The organism is Cupriavidus sp. 22TCCZM01-5, from assembly GCF_057798915.1.
Window position 1 is genome coordinate 1 of the sequence record NZ_JBYOJR010000002.1, and the last position, 17592, is coordinate 17592.

Below are 17592 nucleotides of genomic sequence, written 5' to 3' on the forward strand. Positions count from 1 at the left end.
AGCCTAAGGAGTACAAAAAGGCAGCATAGCGGCGGACGCGACAACTACCTTGACACACACCGCGAGCGACAAAAAGTAACCAAAAAGCGCGTTTACTTGCCCTAGCGGGCGAATATTGATCGTAGTGTGCTGCGGGTGTTGTACGGGTATGAACTTCAGAGTGTGCCTGGCTGCCTGCCGCGTGGTGCGCGTCCGTGGGCAGGATTAGAGTGAACGAGCCCCGAAACTGTCCGTGGTCCCTGCTGCTACCGACATCGTGTAATCGCCTTCGGCTGCGCTACGCGCAGAGCCCTAGTCTGAGCACCCAGGCCGCAGGCAAACCGCGCCGCAGCGAAGCAGAGAAACCGAACCGTTGGCACTGGCGACGATGATGCCCCCCGCACACCGACTAGGATGCGCGCGCAGCGCAGCCGTAGGCGTCCCACCGCGCTATTGGAACGTCGTACCCGAGCCCTACATGGGGATCGTACAAGAGCAGGGCTCGGCAACAGTTCCAGCGAAGCGAGTTGACAGGAAGGCCCGATAACAAAGGGCGCCCTAAGGCGCCCCCGGCGGCGGCCAGTGACTGATCCCCCTCCCAGCCGCCTGGCGCACGCGGAGGGAGTGTATCAATGGCGTCCACCTGAACTTTCCCCTCCTGGGAGGGGTGGCAGCGTTACTGGCGCACAGGCGGTTTCCGCGCTCGCAGGCCTGCCATTGCTTCGGGCGAAAGCGTATTCACTCGATGCAAGTGCACTTGATGGCAAGCGTTCGGGTAGGGTCCGTCGTCGGCTGCCACCGTTTCCTTACCCCACATAAGCATGCCCAGACTTTTGAGGGGTACCCATCATGCTGCATCGCAACACAATGGATCCAGGCAAGCTGACCCTTTGCCGACTTTGTGGGTGTAGGAGCATCCCCTTTGCCCCTACACCCTCTTCTTTTATGGCTGGCATTGCTCTGCCCGTGACAGCCGCTCACGTAGGCACCAAGGAAGCCCGGGATGACCGCCGCAATGCCATCACTGCATCCCGGCGGCTTAAAAAAAATCGATTCCCACATCCTTGCTAACGCCCGTGGCATTCGCCCGATTTCGCGCGAGTAGCGAACATTCCCTTACGGCTAACCCCCTTGCGTCCGTCCATCACTTCGCATCATGAAGACTTCTGAATACTTGCGACAAATTGCAGCGGAACTGTCGAACATCATCGAGAAGAACGATGTAGCGACCTCCAATGAAAGTGCGCTTCGTAGCCTGAATCAGATCCATGCCCGGATTCATCTTGCCTGGGCCAGAAACCTGATCGGTAGATTACTAATCAAAGCCGAATTGCTTTACCGCGACCCGCCCCCCGACGATGCAATCGCACATAGCCTGCTCGCTAGCATGCGAGCCTACATTCGGGGACTCCGAGAAGGCGCTGCAGCAGCTGAGCAACGCAACGACTAGCGCGTCCAGGAAAGCCTGAAGAAAAACCGTCCGAAGGCGGCTGCCAGGTTCAATCCTGGTACCGGTCTGCCTGTCCACTCAGATCAGGAAGCGGCTTAGGTCGTGGGATGCTCATGACGTCGGCGAACCTACCTCAGCTCGGTCTGGTTTATCCCCTACTTCGATGGGATCGGATAATCAGGTGTGTCGGTAGAATGGGTTGCGGCGCAACATGGATTAAAGACTGGGCCTCGATCAGGGCCAGCGCCTCGCTTATGCGCCCGCTCATAGAAAGGAGCCCTGCGGTGAAAAAGCTATCCCTCTTGATACTTGCGCTAGTGGCTGGAAACACCATTGCAGGACAGCGTCTCGGCGCGGCCAGCTACGGCCAGTCTGGCCAGTACGGCGGTGCCACCTACGGCTCAAGCCAACCAATGCAAAGCTACTCCGCGGCTGGCGTCAACGCCGATATTGGACAGAGCTATAGCGCTGGCAGAGCAGCAGGCGCTTCCCAGCTTGGAACCTCAGCGCCCCAAGGCGGAATAACCAAGTCCCTGCAGCATCCGCCATCTACGTACCCGTCCACGGACAGCAGGCTACCAAGGGCGCCGAAATGAACGAGTTCATCGAATTTCAACCCCATCACCGGTAAGCTGCAATGCTCTACGTGCTTTCCTTCGTCGTCTTCGAGGCGGCGTGGTTTGTCCCATTCCGGGCGGTGTTCAGGGCCGCGCACTTCAATGCGCTGTATGCCTATCTCTCTCTGGTCCCATTCCTTGGTCCACTCGTTTGCATCTGGATCCTCGCGTCCAAGCCGTGGCCACTGAGATCAAAACTAGTTCGTATGCCAACCTCATAAGGCCCCCTTAGAAAGCGGCCGAGAGCCTGAAGCGCACCTCGGTCGTTGCTTCTCGAAGCCCATCGTGTCTCCATGGCGTACCGCTTTTCTCATTACAACTCAGAAAATGACTCTGTCAATTACCGAGTGCATGGATAAGCAGTTGCTGCATGCGGTGTTCCAGCCCATCGGCATCCTTTCGTCGGGAGAGATACTGGGCTACGAAGCATTGCTGCGTGGACCGGCGGGGTCCGATATGGAAAACCCCTTGGCGCTCTTTGGTCAAGCTCAACGTGAAGACTGCCTGCTTCAGCTGGAGCTTTTTGCAAGCAGACTTAGCGTAAGTACTTTCGCAAAAGCACGGCTTCCCGGAAAGCTCTTCTTGAACTTCAGTGCCGCAGCGATCCGGGAGATCATCAGCTGGGAAGACGATCTGCGCGAATTCCTGGGAGCGATGCAATTTCCCATCGACCGAATCGTCGTCGAGCTAACAGAGCAGGCAAGCCCCGAGCCCATATCGTCCCTTGAAACTTCCCTTCGGTACATGCGCAAGGCAGGGGCGCAGTTCGCCCTGGACGACTTCGGTGCCGGAAATTCCAACCTTGACCTGTGGATTAGACTACAGCCCGATTACATCAAGGTTGATCGATCGATTGTCGCCGGTGTGGCCCGGTCAGCGTTCCGCCTCGAAGCGGTGCGTCACCTGCAAGGACTCGCCAAGCTCGGACAAGCGCAACTCATAGCAGAAGGCGTCGAGACGGTGGAAGACCTGATAGTCTGTCGCGAGATTGGAATCACATATGCCCAAGGCTTTATCCTGGGCAAGCCGAATGCTTTGCCGGCAGTTACTCTGGCCGGACACGCACTGGGTCTGTTTAGTAGACACCGCCTCTGATATAAAAAAAAGCACCGCGCATGCGGTGCTTGAATGGGAAATTCAAAAAATGAAGAAAAATTATATTACCATTTTTTTGAATTAACGAAATTCAAATTTTCTAAAATCAGTTTTTAGCCAGAACACCAAGCAAACAGTTCAAGAGTCACCCGCCGGAGCGTGTTCGATCAAGGAAACGCCGGTTGAGAACACTCCTCCGTGCGACAACGAGCCGCGTCGGCAGGCAACTTGTTCCTCTGGCACGGTTCGCCCCACGGTGTCCGCCTCGCCCATAGTGCGTCGTCGACTGCGTCCAGATCGAAGCAGTGTTTGAAGTCGCCCGCAGTCAGGTACCCACCAATAAACCTGCCAAACGCATCGAGCTGTACCTGTGAGGTCAGCCCTGCGCTGCCGCCAACGGCTGGGCAGATGATCCATGTCGTTCCTTCTTTGGCGAAGACCCGCAAGCGCCTCACTTGATCAGCCGGCTGAATTGAGTGCTCTTCGCTGGTAAGCGCACCAAGCGAAAAAGCTTCGATGTACTCGTCCGTGTACCGATGGCTCAGACAAACAACTACCTTTGGGCGCCAGCGGGCGCGCGTCTTTGCAAGAAATCGGAAGCGCTCGCCGTGCCGGCACAATTCCTCGTAGCGCGACTGCGGGACGAGTTCGGGCTGGCCTCGAAACGCCTTCGACCAGGTCGTTCGCCCATTGAAATGGGAAGACAGGGGAAACAGGCTCAGCCTGAACTCGGTTCCCCATGGCGCGTAGAGATGGCGCCAGTAGTACTGTTCCCAGTCGTTGTCCGTGAGCCGAACGCCTAGCGCTTCAGCTCGCGCGGCGGCCATGATGCGGGCAACGTACTGATGGCCGAGCCACCTGCCCATACTTTCCCGGTGCTCATGGCGAAACACAGCGTCCCAAGCGGGCGGCGCCACAAGCGGCTGCAGCGGCGTGACGAGGGGCTTCGACGATGTCGCGCTTCTATCGCATATCCAAACGGGAGCACTTGGGTTGCCTCCTTCCATCCCCACGAACGAGGCGAAATAACGATCCAACTCCTGACGCGAGAATACCCCTGATTGCCGCATATTATCCCTTACTACCCAATGGGACCCCTACACATCCAATGCCCCAACGTGCCATCGCCCCTGGGGCGCGCGTGCCGCTGTGGTCGCTATAAATCTTGTTCTGCAGATAATGGGGGGAACGGTGAACGGAACCAGTACGGCTTCGTCGTTTGCATCGTTATGCTGACGGGATCTTTTGTAGTGTCCCGTGTGATGCCATGCAACCCGTGAGTGCTGGTCGTTCCTGGAGATCTCTGGTCGGCCCGCTAAATGATGGGGCTAGCCCCCGGTACCCCGTGCGTTCATCCAGCCGTGTGGCTGCCGCCAGCCTAAGCGTATGCTTGGCAAAAAAGAAGGCTGACCTTGCGCGGGTCCCGAGCCAGTTTCGTTCCCACCAATGAAACGTCACCATTGGTTTGTCGATAGCAGACCGGCAATAATATAGTTAATCTGTCTTCCGACACATTGCCGCGCGACATTCCAACACAACCACCATCTTTATTCCACGACAACTCTGCAATTGGTACTACTTTAACTAAGGTCGTCAGAAATAGAAATTACAATATTTTAATGTCAGACATAAATCAATTTGCTGCGACGCAGCATATCCGGGAATTGAGATTTTTCCACCCCTCCGCGGGAGGGATAGAAATATGCTGCTGGAGCTTGCCCTCGCTGAAAAGAAGATGGCGACTACACACGACCGTCTCCTATGAGCCAGGCCAAGTAGTGGCACGGCTTCTAGTCAATCGCTAACTTAGGAAGTGGGGTTCATCTCAGCAAGCCGCCCAGCTCGTCTCAAAAAGCCAGCCCGGATCTCGAATTCAGAACCCGGAGAAGCGAATGCCGACCGAAGCGTACCCGTAGTAGCGATCCATCTTTCCAGCCGTCGCAGCGTTGTAGAGAAACGGGATCGTTCCGACGAAATTGTGCAACGACGCCTGGCCGCGCAGGAACACCTCCACGTTCTTCACTGCGGCATAGGAAAGTTCAAGCCCCAGCGTATGATTAGAACGTACTGGCGAGTGGCCATAGTTATGCGTGCTGTCGTCGACATTGCTACGCAACAGATACTGGAACTGATAGCCTAATCGTGCGGCGAAGTTCTGGTACTTCCAGCGCCATGAACCTCCGAGGTTCAGGTAGCCAGCAATGTAGCTGAAATCGTCGTTGAGATTCATACCGAACTGCCCCGCGTCGACAGCGAACGAGGCAGACTGCAGATGGGTATTACCCACCGCGCACGGAGATGCCAGCGCGCCGCGGGCGATATTGTCCGACCCGATGGCGACATTGAAATTGCAATTACCGCGCTGCAGCCGGGTATTGATACTACCGAGCGTCACACGGCTGACACCAAGCCCGAGGAAACCGGTGAGCTGGTTACGCTCGCTAAGCTCCCCTGAGAAGATGACGTCGGCCTGGCCCTGGATGTCGTTTGCGCCGTTCACCGTGACACTGTTGAAAGTGGTGTTGCGTACCTTGAGCGGCGAAGAGCGTGTCAGGCTGCCACCGTAGTCACCCCACAGCGCGAATCGCGTCATTATGCGGTCACGTGCGCCCGGCTCGGCAAGTGGATCATAGTGCAGGGCCAGCATCCAGCTGTCGATATGGTTCGTGTCCACACCGTAGTCGATATCTCGGCGCCAGTAAGTCGCTGAGCCCGACCAATGTGGCGAGAACTTGTACGCCAGCATGAGTTTTCCGCCCCGGTAGTCGCCAGCATTGTCCGGTACGGCGCCTTGGCTTTGCCGCAGGTGCAAGACGTCGACGGCGTTATTGACCATGTCGTAGCTGGCTTCTATCCGCAACGATGTGAACTCTCCCGTAGCGGGCTCGGCCTGCATGAATACATCGTCCGGAGCGGCGCTGGCTGCGCCCACACACGACAAGCCCAGCATCATGGCACAGGCTTGGTTTAGCCGGCGCTTGTGAAACCGCTGCATAGGAAACTCCGAGGCCACTGGGCGAGCCTCATGCGTGACGAGCTCCCGGGAGCTCGACGCAGTCACAAAAAGAACCCGGCCATCCGGCGCATATTGCAATAAGACAAGCGTTCGGATGACCGGGGCGTGGCCTTCCCCATCGATGCGGAAGGCTGGGCAAGGCTGCGTTTACGGGTTGAGCGTCACCGTGGTCTTGAGGCCATCACCGGTCACCTTGGCCACGTCCGTCGCTACCGAAGCGGTCTTGGCCTTCTGTACGCTACCGTCGACCAAGGTACCCAGTTTCACACCCTTGCCACTGATACCCGTTACAGCAAACGTCACGGGGAACGTGCTGACCGACTTCGGCGTAAGGGAATCAACCTGCGCCTGGCTCAGCGCACCGGCGGACTTGAGTTTGCTGAGGAATACGGTGAACGGGAGGTTCAGCGAGCCGCCGTTGGCGCTGTCGAACAAATTGTCCTGCACGGCATTGGTCAGGCTTGCGGCAGCCGTCAGATTGCCGCTGATGCGGAAAGAATACGACGTGTTGGCCGGCACCACTGCATTCACCAGTTGCGATCCATTGAACGTCAGCGTCACGTTCTCGATGATGACATCGACCTCATTCCCGCCATAGTTATAGCTCAGTCCGGCACGCACTTGCGACGCACCGCCCCCGAAGGCGTCACCGTTCTGCGTCACGGCGACTTTGATAGAGCTCAGCGTGCCGCCAGATACCGAGATTGCATCGGTGATCGGATATGACAAGCCGTTGATCGTAAGGTTTGCAAGTTGGAGATAATTGCTTAGCTTGACCGCGTTCACCACAGTGTTAATAGCGCTGCTGTCCACCGCACTGCCCAGGGTCGAGGCTGCCTGCTGGATCGCGGCAGTATTGCCAGTTGAGACAGCATCGCCAAGCTTGGCCAGCTTGGCCGCGTTCGAAGCATCACTCAACGCGGCCGGCGTCACGGCCTTGACCAGTGTCGTGGTCGCCGTGGACTGGGCGCTCTCGGTTACGGCGTTCAGCGATCCGCTAGCCTTCAGCTTAGACAGCGTGTCGGCCGGGCTGCTGCTCAACACAATGGCGTTCAGCGCAGTGTTCACGCTCGACACCTGGCTCGTGATGACCGGACCAGCCAGCGCGGCAACGTTGGCCGCCACGGCGGCGATGTTCGACTGCAGGCTCGCTGGCAGGCCAGGCTTGGCGTTCTGCACAGCGCTGGACACCACGTTCGTGACCAGCGTGCTGCTGGTCAGGTCAGCCGTGCCCGACGCACCGGCCACAGCGCTGGCCACCGCCTTGGATGCCGCTGCGGCCGCATCCGAGGCGCTCAGCGTGCCTCCGGTGGCCAGGCCCGTCAGGGTCTTTGCAACCTGGTCGACCAGTTGCTGCACCACCACCGCTGCCTTGAGCGCGGCCGCGTCTTGCATCGGGTCCAGTGTGGTCAGGTCCTTGCCTGTCAGGCCGAGCTTCGTCGCCAGGGCCGCCGCTTGATCCGGCCCGAGTTGTGCCACCAGGGTGGTAAGGGGCGAGATCACCGGTGTCACCCCTTGCTTGTATGCCACCGCCGGTGCCTGCAGTACCCCGGTGAACGGCTGGTTCGTACCGATATCGGTGCCGCCAGTTACCTTCAGCGCGCTCTTAGTGCAACCGTCCGGAAAGGTGAAGTCGCCGGTTGCATTCGTCGTCACGGTCTTGTTTCCGCAATCGAGGAAGGTGACCGTCGCACCGGACAGGTAGAAGTCAACCGCCTTGCCGTTCACAGCAGCCTGGGGAGGCGTGCTCGAGTCGTCGCCGCCTCCGCAGGCAACTAGCGTGGCCACGGCAGCCGCCATGATGCCGAGGGTGAAGATGAAACGGGTGTTGGTTTGCACGCTGCTCTCTCCTGAGATCGATACTTCGATACGTCGAAACATGGTCGGAATCCTGCGACGGAAAACTGCCGCGCGCAGTCGCCGACGCCCTACACTGCGCTGTCTTGCCACGCTTGCCTGCAGTTCGCCGCCGGCACACAGATAAACAAATCTCTAAATCTGTGTCACCCCTACTTGGCGGGGGAAAGCAGTTGCTTGCTCATCCGTCATCGTGCCGAGTGCAGCAAAATCGTCCGCTCCTAACCAACCGGCAATGTATTGCCCCATGGCGTCGAGCAACACATCGGACGTCAGTCCCGCTGCGCCGGCGAGGGCCGGGCAGATGATCCACGTGGTGCTGTCGTGCGTCAGCACGCGCAGGGTCTTGGGTTGATCTGCGGGTTGCAAGACGTGGTCCACGCCGCGCACATTCCTGAGGCCGAAGGCCTGCACAAAATCCTCGGTGTGCCGCTCGCCCAGGCACACCACTACCTTTGGTTTCCAGCGTTGGCGGATCTCATCGATGAAGGCGAAACGCGGACCGTCCCGGCAAAGATCGATGTAACGCTGCTTGGGCAAGAGCTCCGGCTGTCCGCGAAACGCCTTGGACCATGGTGTCTGATTGATCAGGCGTGCTGGCAGAGGAAACAGGCTAAGCTTGAACTCCGCGCCGCGCGGCGCATACAAATGACGGTCGAAATAATCCTTCCAGTCCTGATCGCCTATGGCTTCGTTGAGTATCTGTGCGCGCGCTGCTGACATGATCCGTGCGATCTTCTGGTGGGACTGCCAGCGGGCCATGTGATCGCGGTTCTGGTGACGGTACGCAGCGTCCCATGCACCGGGCTGCCGGAGCGGGACAAGCGGCGCCACCAGCGCCTCACCTCTTGGATGCGGTGAGCTGTCACAAAACCAAACGGCTGCGCGCGGATTCCCCCCTTCCATCCCTACGTACGAGGCGAAATAAGAATTCAGCTGCTCACGCGTAAATGCTTCAGAACGTTCTGCCTTTTTCATCCCTGTACTGCTTTTTTCTAGTGGAGGATGCAGAAACGCTGAGCGGACTCAGTAATTTGTGCACCACACAATCAAGCGGTTTGGATTCTGCAGGCTAAATCGATTTAACTTTTCCCCACATGCGAGGGGTTCGTTGCTATCTCTGCTCCCTTCTTGAGAAGGGTAACGCAATGAACAATCTCACGGCATTCGCGCGCGAGAGCGCGACAATCGCGCTAATCGCGTAGCGCGTCCGGCTACAAACGTGCGCTCCCAAGTCAAGGCTGCGTAGGGCGCTGCGCCGTCTTGCCGTCGTGCTCACACACAATCCGCCAACCATGCAGTCGCCGCTTCGGTGCAGGCGCATGCGTACCGGTGGAGCTTTTCGTCGGTGTTTTGCGCGACGGCATCCGTCTGGACGGGCAGCCCTTATCCAACCGTGAGCGACCCGCTCTGCCGTTCAACGCGATTCACAGCCGGCACGCTTTCCCTTCCGATGAAGGGTACCGGCGCATCTCGCTGCAACGCACTATTCGCACCTGAAACACGAAGCACACCGGCGCCATTAGCGCGCCGGCAGAAGAGAGCGTTGCAGTTCCATGGGGCGGTCCTCGATAGAGCGATTGTCGGCCATCAACCTGTTGACCGATCCCACACCATCGAACCGGCTGCTGCGAAGCAGTCCGCAAGACTCTGCTTCGTCGCACCATGAGCATGCGCATCCAAGACGCACGCCATGTCACGAGCCTGGCCGCCACTGCGCGCGGACTACAAGTTCGGAGGAGACAAAAAGGGCATGGGCGCTCGCTTGAGCGCCCATTACTCGACCGCTTTCGGGGGAAAGCAAATGGGCATCTATCGCGATATGTTTGCCAGGCACCACGACCAGCTCGCGCTGATGGTTCGCCTGCTCGACGCCGGCGCCATCTGGCTTGCGGCAATCCTGGCCAGCGAGGTGCGTTTTGCCACCGCGCACGCACCGGTCCACCTCTTCGTCCAGTACTTTGGCTGCGCGATTGCCTTCATCGTGTTGCCAGGGTTCGACCTCTACAGCTCGTGGCGCGGCCGCAGCCTGTTCTCGCTGGCCACGCGCCTGGTATCGGCCTGGAGCCTGGTCTGGCTGATCAGCCTGCTGCTGACCTATCTGCTGCACGAGGCCGACAACCTCTCACGCTTGTGGATGGCCTACTGGTACGTCTTCTCCCTGGTCGCCCTCCTGGCTCTGCGCGTGGCCAGCCGCGCCGTGCTCAACCTGGTGCGCATTACCGGCGGCAATAGCAAGCGCGTGCTCATTGTCGGCTTTGGCCGTACCGGCCAGGAAATGTACCGCCGCGCGACCGCCAGCCACGCCACCGGATACAAGGTCAGCGGTATCTATGCCCCCGAAGGCGAGCCCACGCCGGAAGGACGCTCCCGCATAACGGACAGCGCCCAGATCCCCGTCTTCGCGCGAGAGCATGAGGTCGATGAGATCTGGCTCACCCTGCCGATGAGCGAGTACCGCCTGATGCAGGAGATCAACTTCTCGCTGCGCAATGACTTCATCGACATCAAATGGATGCCGAGCGTGCTCGACTTTGACCTGCTCAACCACAACGTCGGCAACTTCCTCGGCATGCCGGCGGTGGAGATGAACAAGCCGCCCGCGCTCGGCGTGCGCGGCACAATCAAGGCGATCTTCGATCGCACCTTTGCCGCGCTTGTCCTACTCGCCCTGTCGCCGCTGTTCCTGATCATTGCTGTCCTGATCAAGCGCGGCTCGCCTGGCCCTGTCTTCTTCAAGCAGGAACGCCTCGGCCTGGACGGCCGCGTCATCCATGTCTACAAGTTCCGCAGCATGAAGGTCCATACCGAACATGGCACCGTCACGCAGGCCACCAAAGGCGACAGCCGCATTACGCCGATCGGCGCCTTCCTGCGCCGCACCAGCCTGGATGAGCTGCCGCAGTTCATTAATGTGCTCATGGGCGAGATGAGCGTGGTTGGGCCGAGGCCGCACGCCATGGCGCATAACAATATGTACAAGGAGCAGTTGGACTTCTACATGCTGCGCCACCGGGTTAAGCCTGGGATTACGGGCTGGGCGCAGATCAATGGCTATCGTGGTGAGACCGACACCCTGGACAAGATGGCCAAGCGGGTGGAGCACGACATCTTCTATATCCGGAACTGGTCGTTTTGGATGGATGTGAGGATCATTTTTTGGACGGCGTTCAAGGGGTGGACGGGACGGAATGCCTATTAGGTCCGTTCGCACCGCAATCCCAGCGGCGCTTGATCAAATCTGCCATATTGCAAACCGAGATGCCACTGCAGAGAAGCAAAGTCGAGCTATTTGGTGTTAATGCTCATGCTCTTAGCATGAGGGAGACCCTGGACGTGATAGACCAGCGCCTGACTTCACGAACATTCACACAGCATGTGGTCGTCAATGTCGCGAAGATCGTCAGCTTGCGCAAAGATCCGACGCTGGCCGAATCTGTGAAAGCCTGTGACATCGTAAATATCGATGGCATGGGCGTAGTGTGGGGCGCGCGTTTGCTTGGCCACGAGGTGCCAGAACGTGTTGCTGGAGTGGATCTCTTCATGGCACTGGCCTCACGCGCCGCGGAAAAGCAGTATCCGATTTACCTGCTTGGGGCGCACCAGTCCGTAGTCGATCAGGTCGTGGCTGAACTGCGCAAATTGCATCCGAATCTTCCCATCGCGGGCTGGCACCACGGCTACTTTTGGGACGACGAGGCGGCCTTGGTGGAAAAGGTGCGAGCATCTGGCGCGCGGTTGCTGTTCGTGGCAATCACCTCACCTAGAAAAGAGAACTTCATCAATCGCTGGAAGGACAAGTTGGGAGTTGACTTCGTCATGGGCGTGGGTGGCACGTTTGACGTCGTCGCTGGAAAAGTCCGCAGGGCTCCGTTATGGATGCAGCAATGGGGTATGGAATGGCTATATCGCGTAATCCAGGAGCCTCGTCGCATGTGGAGGCGCTACCTGGTCACCAACACCATATTTGCCTTTCTCGTGTTTCGTGACTGGATCTTGCCGGAGCGGCGTTGAGGGCCCTATCCGGAATTTTGTGTACGAGGCATATCATGAGAGGTATGACCATGGATATGCCAATGAAGAAGAAACGTACGGTGACGTCACAGGCAGCGGCCCGCGGGCCGCTGCCTGCTTTGCCTGAAGGCTTGCTCGACGAGTTGGTTAAAGGGCCGATGACGCCCGGCGAGGTCCAGGATTCGATGCTGGCATTCAACAAAGCCATCATCGAGCGGGCGATGAGCGCCGAGATGAGCATGCATTTGGGCTACAAGCCAGGCGAGCCCAAGCCGGTCGAGCAGTCCAATGCGCGTAAAGGTCTGAGCGGCAAGACCGTGATCATCGACCGCGGCCCGGTGCGGGTCGAACTGCCACGCGACCGCGATGGCAGCTTCGATCCAGTACTGATCCCGAAGCACGAACGGCGCTTTACCGGCTTCGATGAGCGCATTATTGCCATGTACGCGCGCGGCATGAGCGTGCGCGAGATTAAGGCGTTTCTGGCCGAGAGCTACGGAACGGAAGTCCCCCCGTTGCCACGGCCTATCCACATACGACGGTGCAGACCTGCATTGTGCATTTGATCCGCAACAGCCTGGAATACGCCAACTATAAGGACCGCAAGGTGCTCGCACAGGCGCTGCAAGACTTCGCCGACGGCCCGTGGGGCGCCAAATACCCGATGGCGAGCGATTTACTGCCGCTCGAAGCTAACGGAATTCAAAACCGTCTCGCACACAAAAATACGGACAGGCCCGCGTTGAGAAAAAACCTGACGCCGCCACCTCTCAAAGCGCGGCACCTCTAGCCGGCGCCCCCAACTTCGCGCGCTCCGACTCGTATACGGTGAGTCCATAGTACGCCCACGCTTGCGTCCAACGCAGATAGTCTACACGGTTCACATACCAACGGTGTCGCTGGTAAACGAACCGGCGGCGACCTACGTCATACAGGTTCGCCACAGCCCAGTTCAGGATACGATCAGCGAGTGAGAAATCCTGGTCAAGTCCGCCGACACGCGACAGCGTAATCAATGCCTGCGCCACTGAATGCGTGTCTATCGGCCAAAGCCTGTCGCTGTAGTACTTGACGGCGCCGTCTGGCTCAAAAAAGGCATTTCGAAAGTACTCCATGCCCGTTCTACGCACCTGCTCGAATTCACCACACCCCAGGCAGCTGTCGATAATATCGAGCGCCTCGAGGTTGTAACCTGTGTGAAAACAATCGACGAAGCGATGGTGGCCTCGCGTTCCGTATGCCCAAGAACCGTCTTCACGCTGCATGGCTGCCGACGTTCTGGCGGCGACCAGGGCGCGTTCTGCGAGCCGATCATCCCCAGCTTCACGGGCCACAGATCCCACCACCGCCGACACCCATAAATTGGCGTTGTGAACCAGCGTTGGCTCGCCGGGGATATATCGAAAGTAGACGTCGCCATCCTGCTCGGCCAGCAAATGGGTATCCATGAAATAGGCTGCTTCCACTGCGGCGCTTACATAGTCCTGTCTGCCAACGGCCTTGCCGAGGGCCAACAGGCTTCTGGCCACGTAGCATGTGGTAATCGCATTCGGCTTCCCGGCTTTCACGCTAAAGGCCCGGGCTTCCCAATCAAAGTGGTAACCCCAGGCGCTCCCGCCCCACAACGCCCTGTCACAGCGGCTAAGAACTAGCCAGTCTGCGAGCTCGCAGGCGAGAGACAGCGCTGCGGGCACTTCAGCACCCCGTTCCTCGAGCAACCCCAGGATGAACAGCGCGACGCCCTTCGGGTTGCGCATTCTCGGTACACCAGCAATCGCACGAAAATTGACCGGCGAGCGTTTGAAGAACTGAATCCACGCCAGCCTTGCCAGCCTGAAACGCGCTAGCCCGCTGCCTGTGAAAGCCCTACTATTCAGCCCATCAAATGGGTCGTATCCAGCGAAATCATGTTCAAGCGCCTTGGCCAGTAGCGTCTTCCGAACCTCAGAGGTATTTATCATTTTACGCATTCTTCTTTGCCAGATAGAGCCCGACGGTAGATGCTTGACAGTTCTACCATCTGCACATCCAGGCAAAGTGATTTCCGGTAGCGCTGATAGGCATTGGCTTGCATTGCAGTCAGCATGGCACGGTCCGTTGCCGCCTTGAGCAAGGCGTACTTCAGTGCAGGCAAATCGCCCGGCCGGATGATCCAGCCTTCCTTTTCGTTCTCCAACACCTCCGGAATGCTACCGACGGTGGTCGATATCACCGGCAAACTCCGCGACATGGCCTCGACAATGGCGACCGGCAATCCCTCGTTGTATGAAGGCAACACAAGAACCGATGCGCTATCCAGCAGATGCAGCTTTGCTTCGCTATCGATCCACCCCAGGTACCGCACGCAGTCTTTAAGACCGAGCTTATCCACCATTGCTTGAAAGGGCTGCCAGTCGCCATCTCCACCGACTGTAAGTGAGAACCGCAACGCCGGCCTTTCAATCCTGATTTGCGCGAGGGTGCGAAGCAAATCTTCAAGGCCTTTGCGCTTGCCAAGCCGTCCCAGGAACAACAGTTCAGTTTCCTCAGTTTTTCGCACAGGCTTCTGTCCAGGGGCCTGAGCGAGCGATGAGGGGACTCCATTGCGCACAACGCTGATGACCTGAACCCCACCCACGGTGTCAGCCACCCAAGCCTTCCACCATTCGCCTAGAACAATCACTATCGACGCGCCGCGGAAGTAGCCATCCACTTTGGACTGAAATCGTGTAGTTCGGTAAAAGTCGTGGAAACCAGCTCCATGTAGATGCACGATATAAGGAATACCAAACAAGACGGCTACCCGGGAGAGTATGTACTTCCGAATAAAACTGCCCCGAGACGCGGTGTGAAGATGAACAATATCTATGCGCCCGCATGCGCATAGCCAGCCAAGTCTGAAAAGGGCCAGGACGAAGGTTACAGCGCGCGCCAAGGCTCCATGCCCTCCCCAGCTGGCGATATAAACAAAATCGATCGCCGGAACAGTGCCCGAAGTCGCGAGCATGGCCTTGGCAACGGCAGAGATACCGCCCTTCTCGCCCAACGAAGGACCGGCCATCGCACATCGAATCCTGGAAGTGTTAATAGTCAAAACTGGAAATCCCTGATAAAAGCCGTAGATCAGCGCTGCCGCCGATTTGGCTCAACGGCTATACTGTGATGTCCGAAATCACGAGACGGCGCTTCCCCCCCTTTGTGAGTGGAATCTCTGGCACTTCGCTGATGCTAATTCCAAAAAAATCACCCCAGCGCTCGACCTGCCTGGCGCGGATGAAGTCGCGTTGTTCTGCTGACAGCGACCCATTGCGCGGAACCACCTTTATCACGATTTCGCCCGGCAGCGACTGGTGTACCTGGTAGTATTTCACGAAATCCCATGTACGTTCGTCGATCACGATCGAGAGACCAGGGATCAGTGATCCGAAACGGCTGACGAGGAATTCCTGATTGCGGCCAACGATCTCGAGGCCACCGTCCGGGAACGCCGTACCGATATGATCGCCCGTTTTATACCGAATCAGTGGAAATACGTCATTCCACAGCGACGTCCCCACAATCTCCCGATTTAGCTCACCTCCGGCGAATTCTGTGATTCCATAAAGATCATTGAAGCGATAGGAGAGCGGCTTTCCTTCGGCATAATTGGCAAAAGCCAAATTTGTGCGCTCAGTAAGCCCGTAGTTGACACTAATGGGTGCACGGAACACCCGGCCAATTAACCGGAGTTGCTCCTCCATTGCAGGCTCCGACGCCAGCAACACTCCCTTCACGGCCAGCCCGGGCCCGGCATGTTCGTCGAGCAGTTTGGCGACGGTCGCGACAGCCGACGGATAACCATGAATGTAATCAGGCGAGAAGCTCCTGACACCAGCAGTGATAACCTTTGCCCAGCGGTCGTGAAGGTGGTACGGGGATAGCATCAAACGGTTGCCAGAACGCCACAGGGGAGACTGTTCTTCGCGGCGGCGCGCATCGGCGCCGACTCGAAGGGTCTTTGAGCGCTCAAATGAGAAGCCTAACTTGCCCCACTCGGCAGCAAAGAAGCCCTTTTCTATATCCGCCTGCCGCTTGGTTCGCCAGACCCCGATACCCTGGCCGCTCGAACCGCCGCTGGTCGTATAGTGCTTGCGCCGATCACGATAACGTTCCGAAAGGAACGCCTCGCGATTCTGCATGACGAGTTCCTTCGTCACATATGGAAAGTTGGAAAGGACCGATCGCACATTTCCAGCGTCCACCTCATGCCAGCGGATGGAAATACTCTCCCGATAGAAGGGAACATCCCGTAATGCTTGGGCAAGCCGGGTCACCAACAATGCTGTGACCGTGCCGTCTGAGGCACCTTCATTACCGGACGACAGGCAGCGCAATACGGTGAAGTAGTCCGGGTCATATAGCATTCGGCCGGGCACAAATCTTCGGCACTGATAGTAGATGGATTCGAGCGACAGCACCTTACTCACCCATCAATTTGGAACGAATCTCTGAAAGGGTCTTCCCGCCAAGGCCGACCTTGTCCAGCGTTCTGGCGTTTTCCTCAAATCGGCCACCCAGCATTGCTGATGCCAGGTGGAACACGGCCCGGGAGATTGGCGTCGCGATGTCGGCCGCTTCGGCGAGGGAAATCAACACCCCCAAGCCAATTGGCACATCCTCTGTCAGGTACCGTGTCTGTAGATTACCAGGGCCCTTTGGGCCACCCTCGCGGGCGTACTTCTCCAGCACCGCCTGCCTGTCGATGGTCAGATCGGATTCATTCCTAAACTTGAACTCGTCTAGGCAATGTGACGGCCGCCCACCATACGCGGCAATGACGGCGTTCTTTTCGTCATCGAGACTTTCCGCAAGCCTTAGTACAGACGGCGTAAACGCTTCGCGATACATCCAGAAATCGCCCTCCGAATATTCGATCCGGCTGGCCGACATTAGCGTCCCGAGCGTATGCAGGATCAGGTTTGGATTGTGCAGCGCCGATTCCACAATGTTTGTTCGCTGGTGCGAGTAGGTCTCTAGCAGAGCCTTGGCAATCGCCAAGCCTTTGTCTGCCGCGGAAGCCGGGAAGAACCCCAACGCATTGCGCGCATTCTTCCACAGCACATTGACGCTGCCTGGTTCCATCTGCCGCGCATCGAACGGGAGCGACTCTCCTTCGGCGAAGATGACGCCGTCTGCTTTGCAGCGCGCTTTGAAGATAGCACTCCCCATATAGCCAGGCGCGACGATTACCAGTTGCCCGCCCCGCAGATATGGAGCGATCAAGTCAGCCACGTCAGCATGAAATCGGCTTTGAACCGTAACAAGCACCACGTCGGTATCCGACTCGACGACCTTGGACGGTTCACGCGACATCACCCGCACTGGTGCAAAGTAGCGTTCCCCACCAAGACTGCTGTCCAGCACATGAATCCCGCCCTGTGCGGCTGCCACATCGAAGCTGTCGTCGTGCATGGAGAATGACGTCTTCAACAGAGACACCTGGTGACCAGCGCTCGAAAGCTTAGCTGCGTGCGCAAATCCCGCATTGCCGGCTCCAACAATCGCTACTTTCATTTTGTGCCCTTATAGTTCAATTGACTTCGGAA

General features: G+C 58.0%; 12 protein-coding genes and 2 pseudogenes. 6 read left to right on the plus strand and 8 right to left on the minus strand.

Going from position 1 to position 17592, the window contains the following annotated elements:
• The first annotated feature begins 1135 nt into the window (after positions 1-1135).
• The gene (locus tag AC3FNH_RS02110; RefSeq protein ID WP_276100305.1) at positions 1136-1429 is read left to right on the plus strand and encodes a hypothetical protein; all 294 of its coding nucleotides are present in this window, start codon (positions 1136-1138) and stop codon (positions 1427-1429) included.
• A 968-nt stretch (positions 1430-2397) separates the two neighbouring features.
• Positions 2398-3141 (plus strand): EAL domain-containing protein, encoded by a 744-nt coding sequence (locus tag AC3FNH_RS02115; RefSeq protein WP_488718917.1) that lies wholly within the window; start codon positions 2398-2400, stop codon positions 3139-3141.
• Positions 3142-3308: 167 nt separating this feature from the next.
• Here AC3FNH_RS02115 and AC3FNH_RS02120 read toward each other — a convergent pair whose 3' ends face one another.
• The 4 genes from AC3FNH_RS02120 to AC3FNH_RS02135 all read right to left on the minus strand — a co-directional run bounded on the left by AC3FNH_RS02120 (position 3309) and on the right by AC3FNH_RS02135 (position 8992).
• Entirely contained in the window at positions 3309-4178 is an 870-nt protein-coding gene (locus tag AC3FNH_RS02120) for a transcriptional regulator (RefSeq protein WP_488718918.1), read from the minus strand.
• 836 nt (positions 4179-5014) lie between these two features.
• Positions 5015-6136 carry a hypothetical protein gene (locus tag AC3FNH_RS02125; RefSeq protein WP_488718919.1) on the minus strand — a complete coding sequence of 374 codons (1122 nt, stop codon included), beginning with the start codon at positions 6134-6136 and terminating at the stop codon, positions 5015-5017.
• Positions 6137-6304: 168 nt separating this feature from the next.
• On the minus strand, positions 6305-7996 hold the full coding sequence (locus AC3FNH_RS02130; RefSeq protein WP_488718920.1) for a hypothetical protein: 1692 nt from the start codon (positions 7994-7996) through the stop codon (positions 6305-6307).
• Positions 7997-8149: 153 nt separating this feature from the next.
• Positions 8150-8992 (minus strand): transcriptional regulator, encoded by an 843-nt coding sequence (locus AC3FNH_RS02135; protein WP_488718921.1) that lies wholly within the window; start codon positions 8990-8992, stop codon positions 8150-8152.
• A gap of 844 nt (positions 8993-9836) precedes the next feature.
• Here AC3FNH_RS02135 and AC3FNH_RS02140 point away from each other — a divergent pair.
• The 4 genes and pseudogenes from AC3FNH_RS02140 to AC3FNH_RS02155 all read left to right on the plus strand — a co-directional run.
• Positions 9837-11216 (plus strand): undecaprenyl-phosphate glucose phosphotransferase, encoded by a 1380-nt coding sequence (locus AC3FNH_RS02140; protein ID WP_488719085.1) that lies wholly within the window; start codon positions 9837-9839, stop codon positions 11214-11216.
• Between the two features lie 59 nt (positions 11217-11275).
• Positions 11276-12028: a WecB/TagA/CpsF family glycosyltransferase gene (locus AC3FNH_RS02145; protein WP_488718922.1), complete on the plus strand. Its 753-nt coding sequence runs from the start codon at positions 11276-11278 to the stop codon at positions 12026-12028.
• A gap of 62 nt (positions 12029-12090) precedes the next feature.
• Positions 12091-12537 (plus strand): annotated as a pseudogene (locus AC3FNH_RS02150) (transposase); the annotation flags it as partial.
• An 11-nt stretch (positions 12538-12548) separates the two neighbouring features.
• Positions 12549-12692 (plus strand): annotated as a pseudogene (locus AC3FNH_RS02155) (transposase); the annotation flags it as partial.
• 106 nt (positions 12693-12798) lie between these two features.
• On the opposite strand, the gene AC3FNH_RS02160 reads toward AC3FNH_RS02155, so the two are convergent.
• The 4 genes from AC3FNH_RS02160 to AC3FNH_RS02175 all read right to left on the minus strand — a co-directional run bounded on the left by AC3FNH_RS02160 (position 12799) and on the right by AC3FNH_RS02175 (position 17560).
• On the minus strand, positions 12799-13998 hold the full coding sequence (locus AC3FNH_RS02160) for a prenyltransferase/squalene oxidase repeat-containing protein (protein ID WP_488718923.1): 1200 nt from the start codon (positions 13996-13998) through the stop codon (positions 12799-12801).
• Positions 13986-15068, minus strand: coding sequence for a glycosyltransferase family 4 protein (locus tag AC3FNH_RS02165; protein ID WP_488718924.1), 1083 nt, complete (start codon positions 15066-15068; stop codon positions 13986-13988). The genes AC3FNH_RS02160 and AC3FNH_RS02165 overlap by 13 nt, the downstream gene beginning before the upstream one ends.
• A 91-nt stretch (positions 15069-15159) precedes the next feature.
• Complete coding sequence (locus tag AC3FNH_RS02170; RefSeq protein ID WP_488718925.1) at positions 15160-16464, minus strand: phenylacetate--CoA ligase family protein; 1305 nt, start codon at positions 16462-16464, stop codon at positions 15160-15162.
• A 1-nt stretch (position 16465) separates the two neighbouring features.
• The gene (locus tag AC3FNH_RS02175) at positions 16466-17560 is read right to left on the minus strand and encodes an NAD/NADP octopine/nopaline dehydrogenase family protein (protein ID WP_488718926.1); all 1095 of its coding nucleotides are present in this window, start codon (positions 17558-17560) and stop codon (positions 16466-16468) included.
• Between the last annotated feature and the right edge of the window lie 32 nt (positions 17561-17592).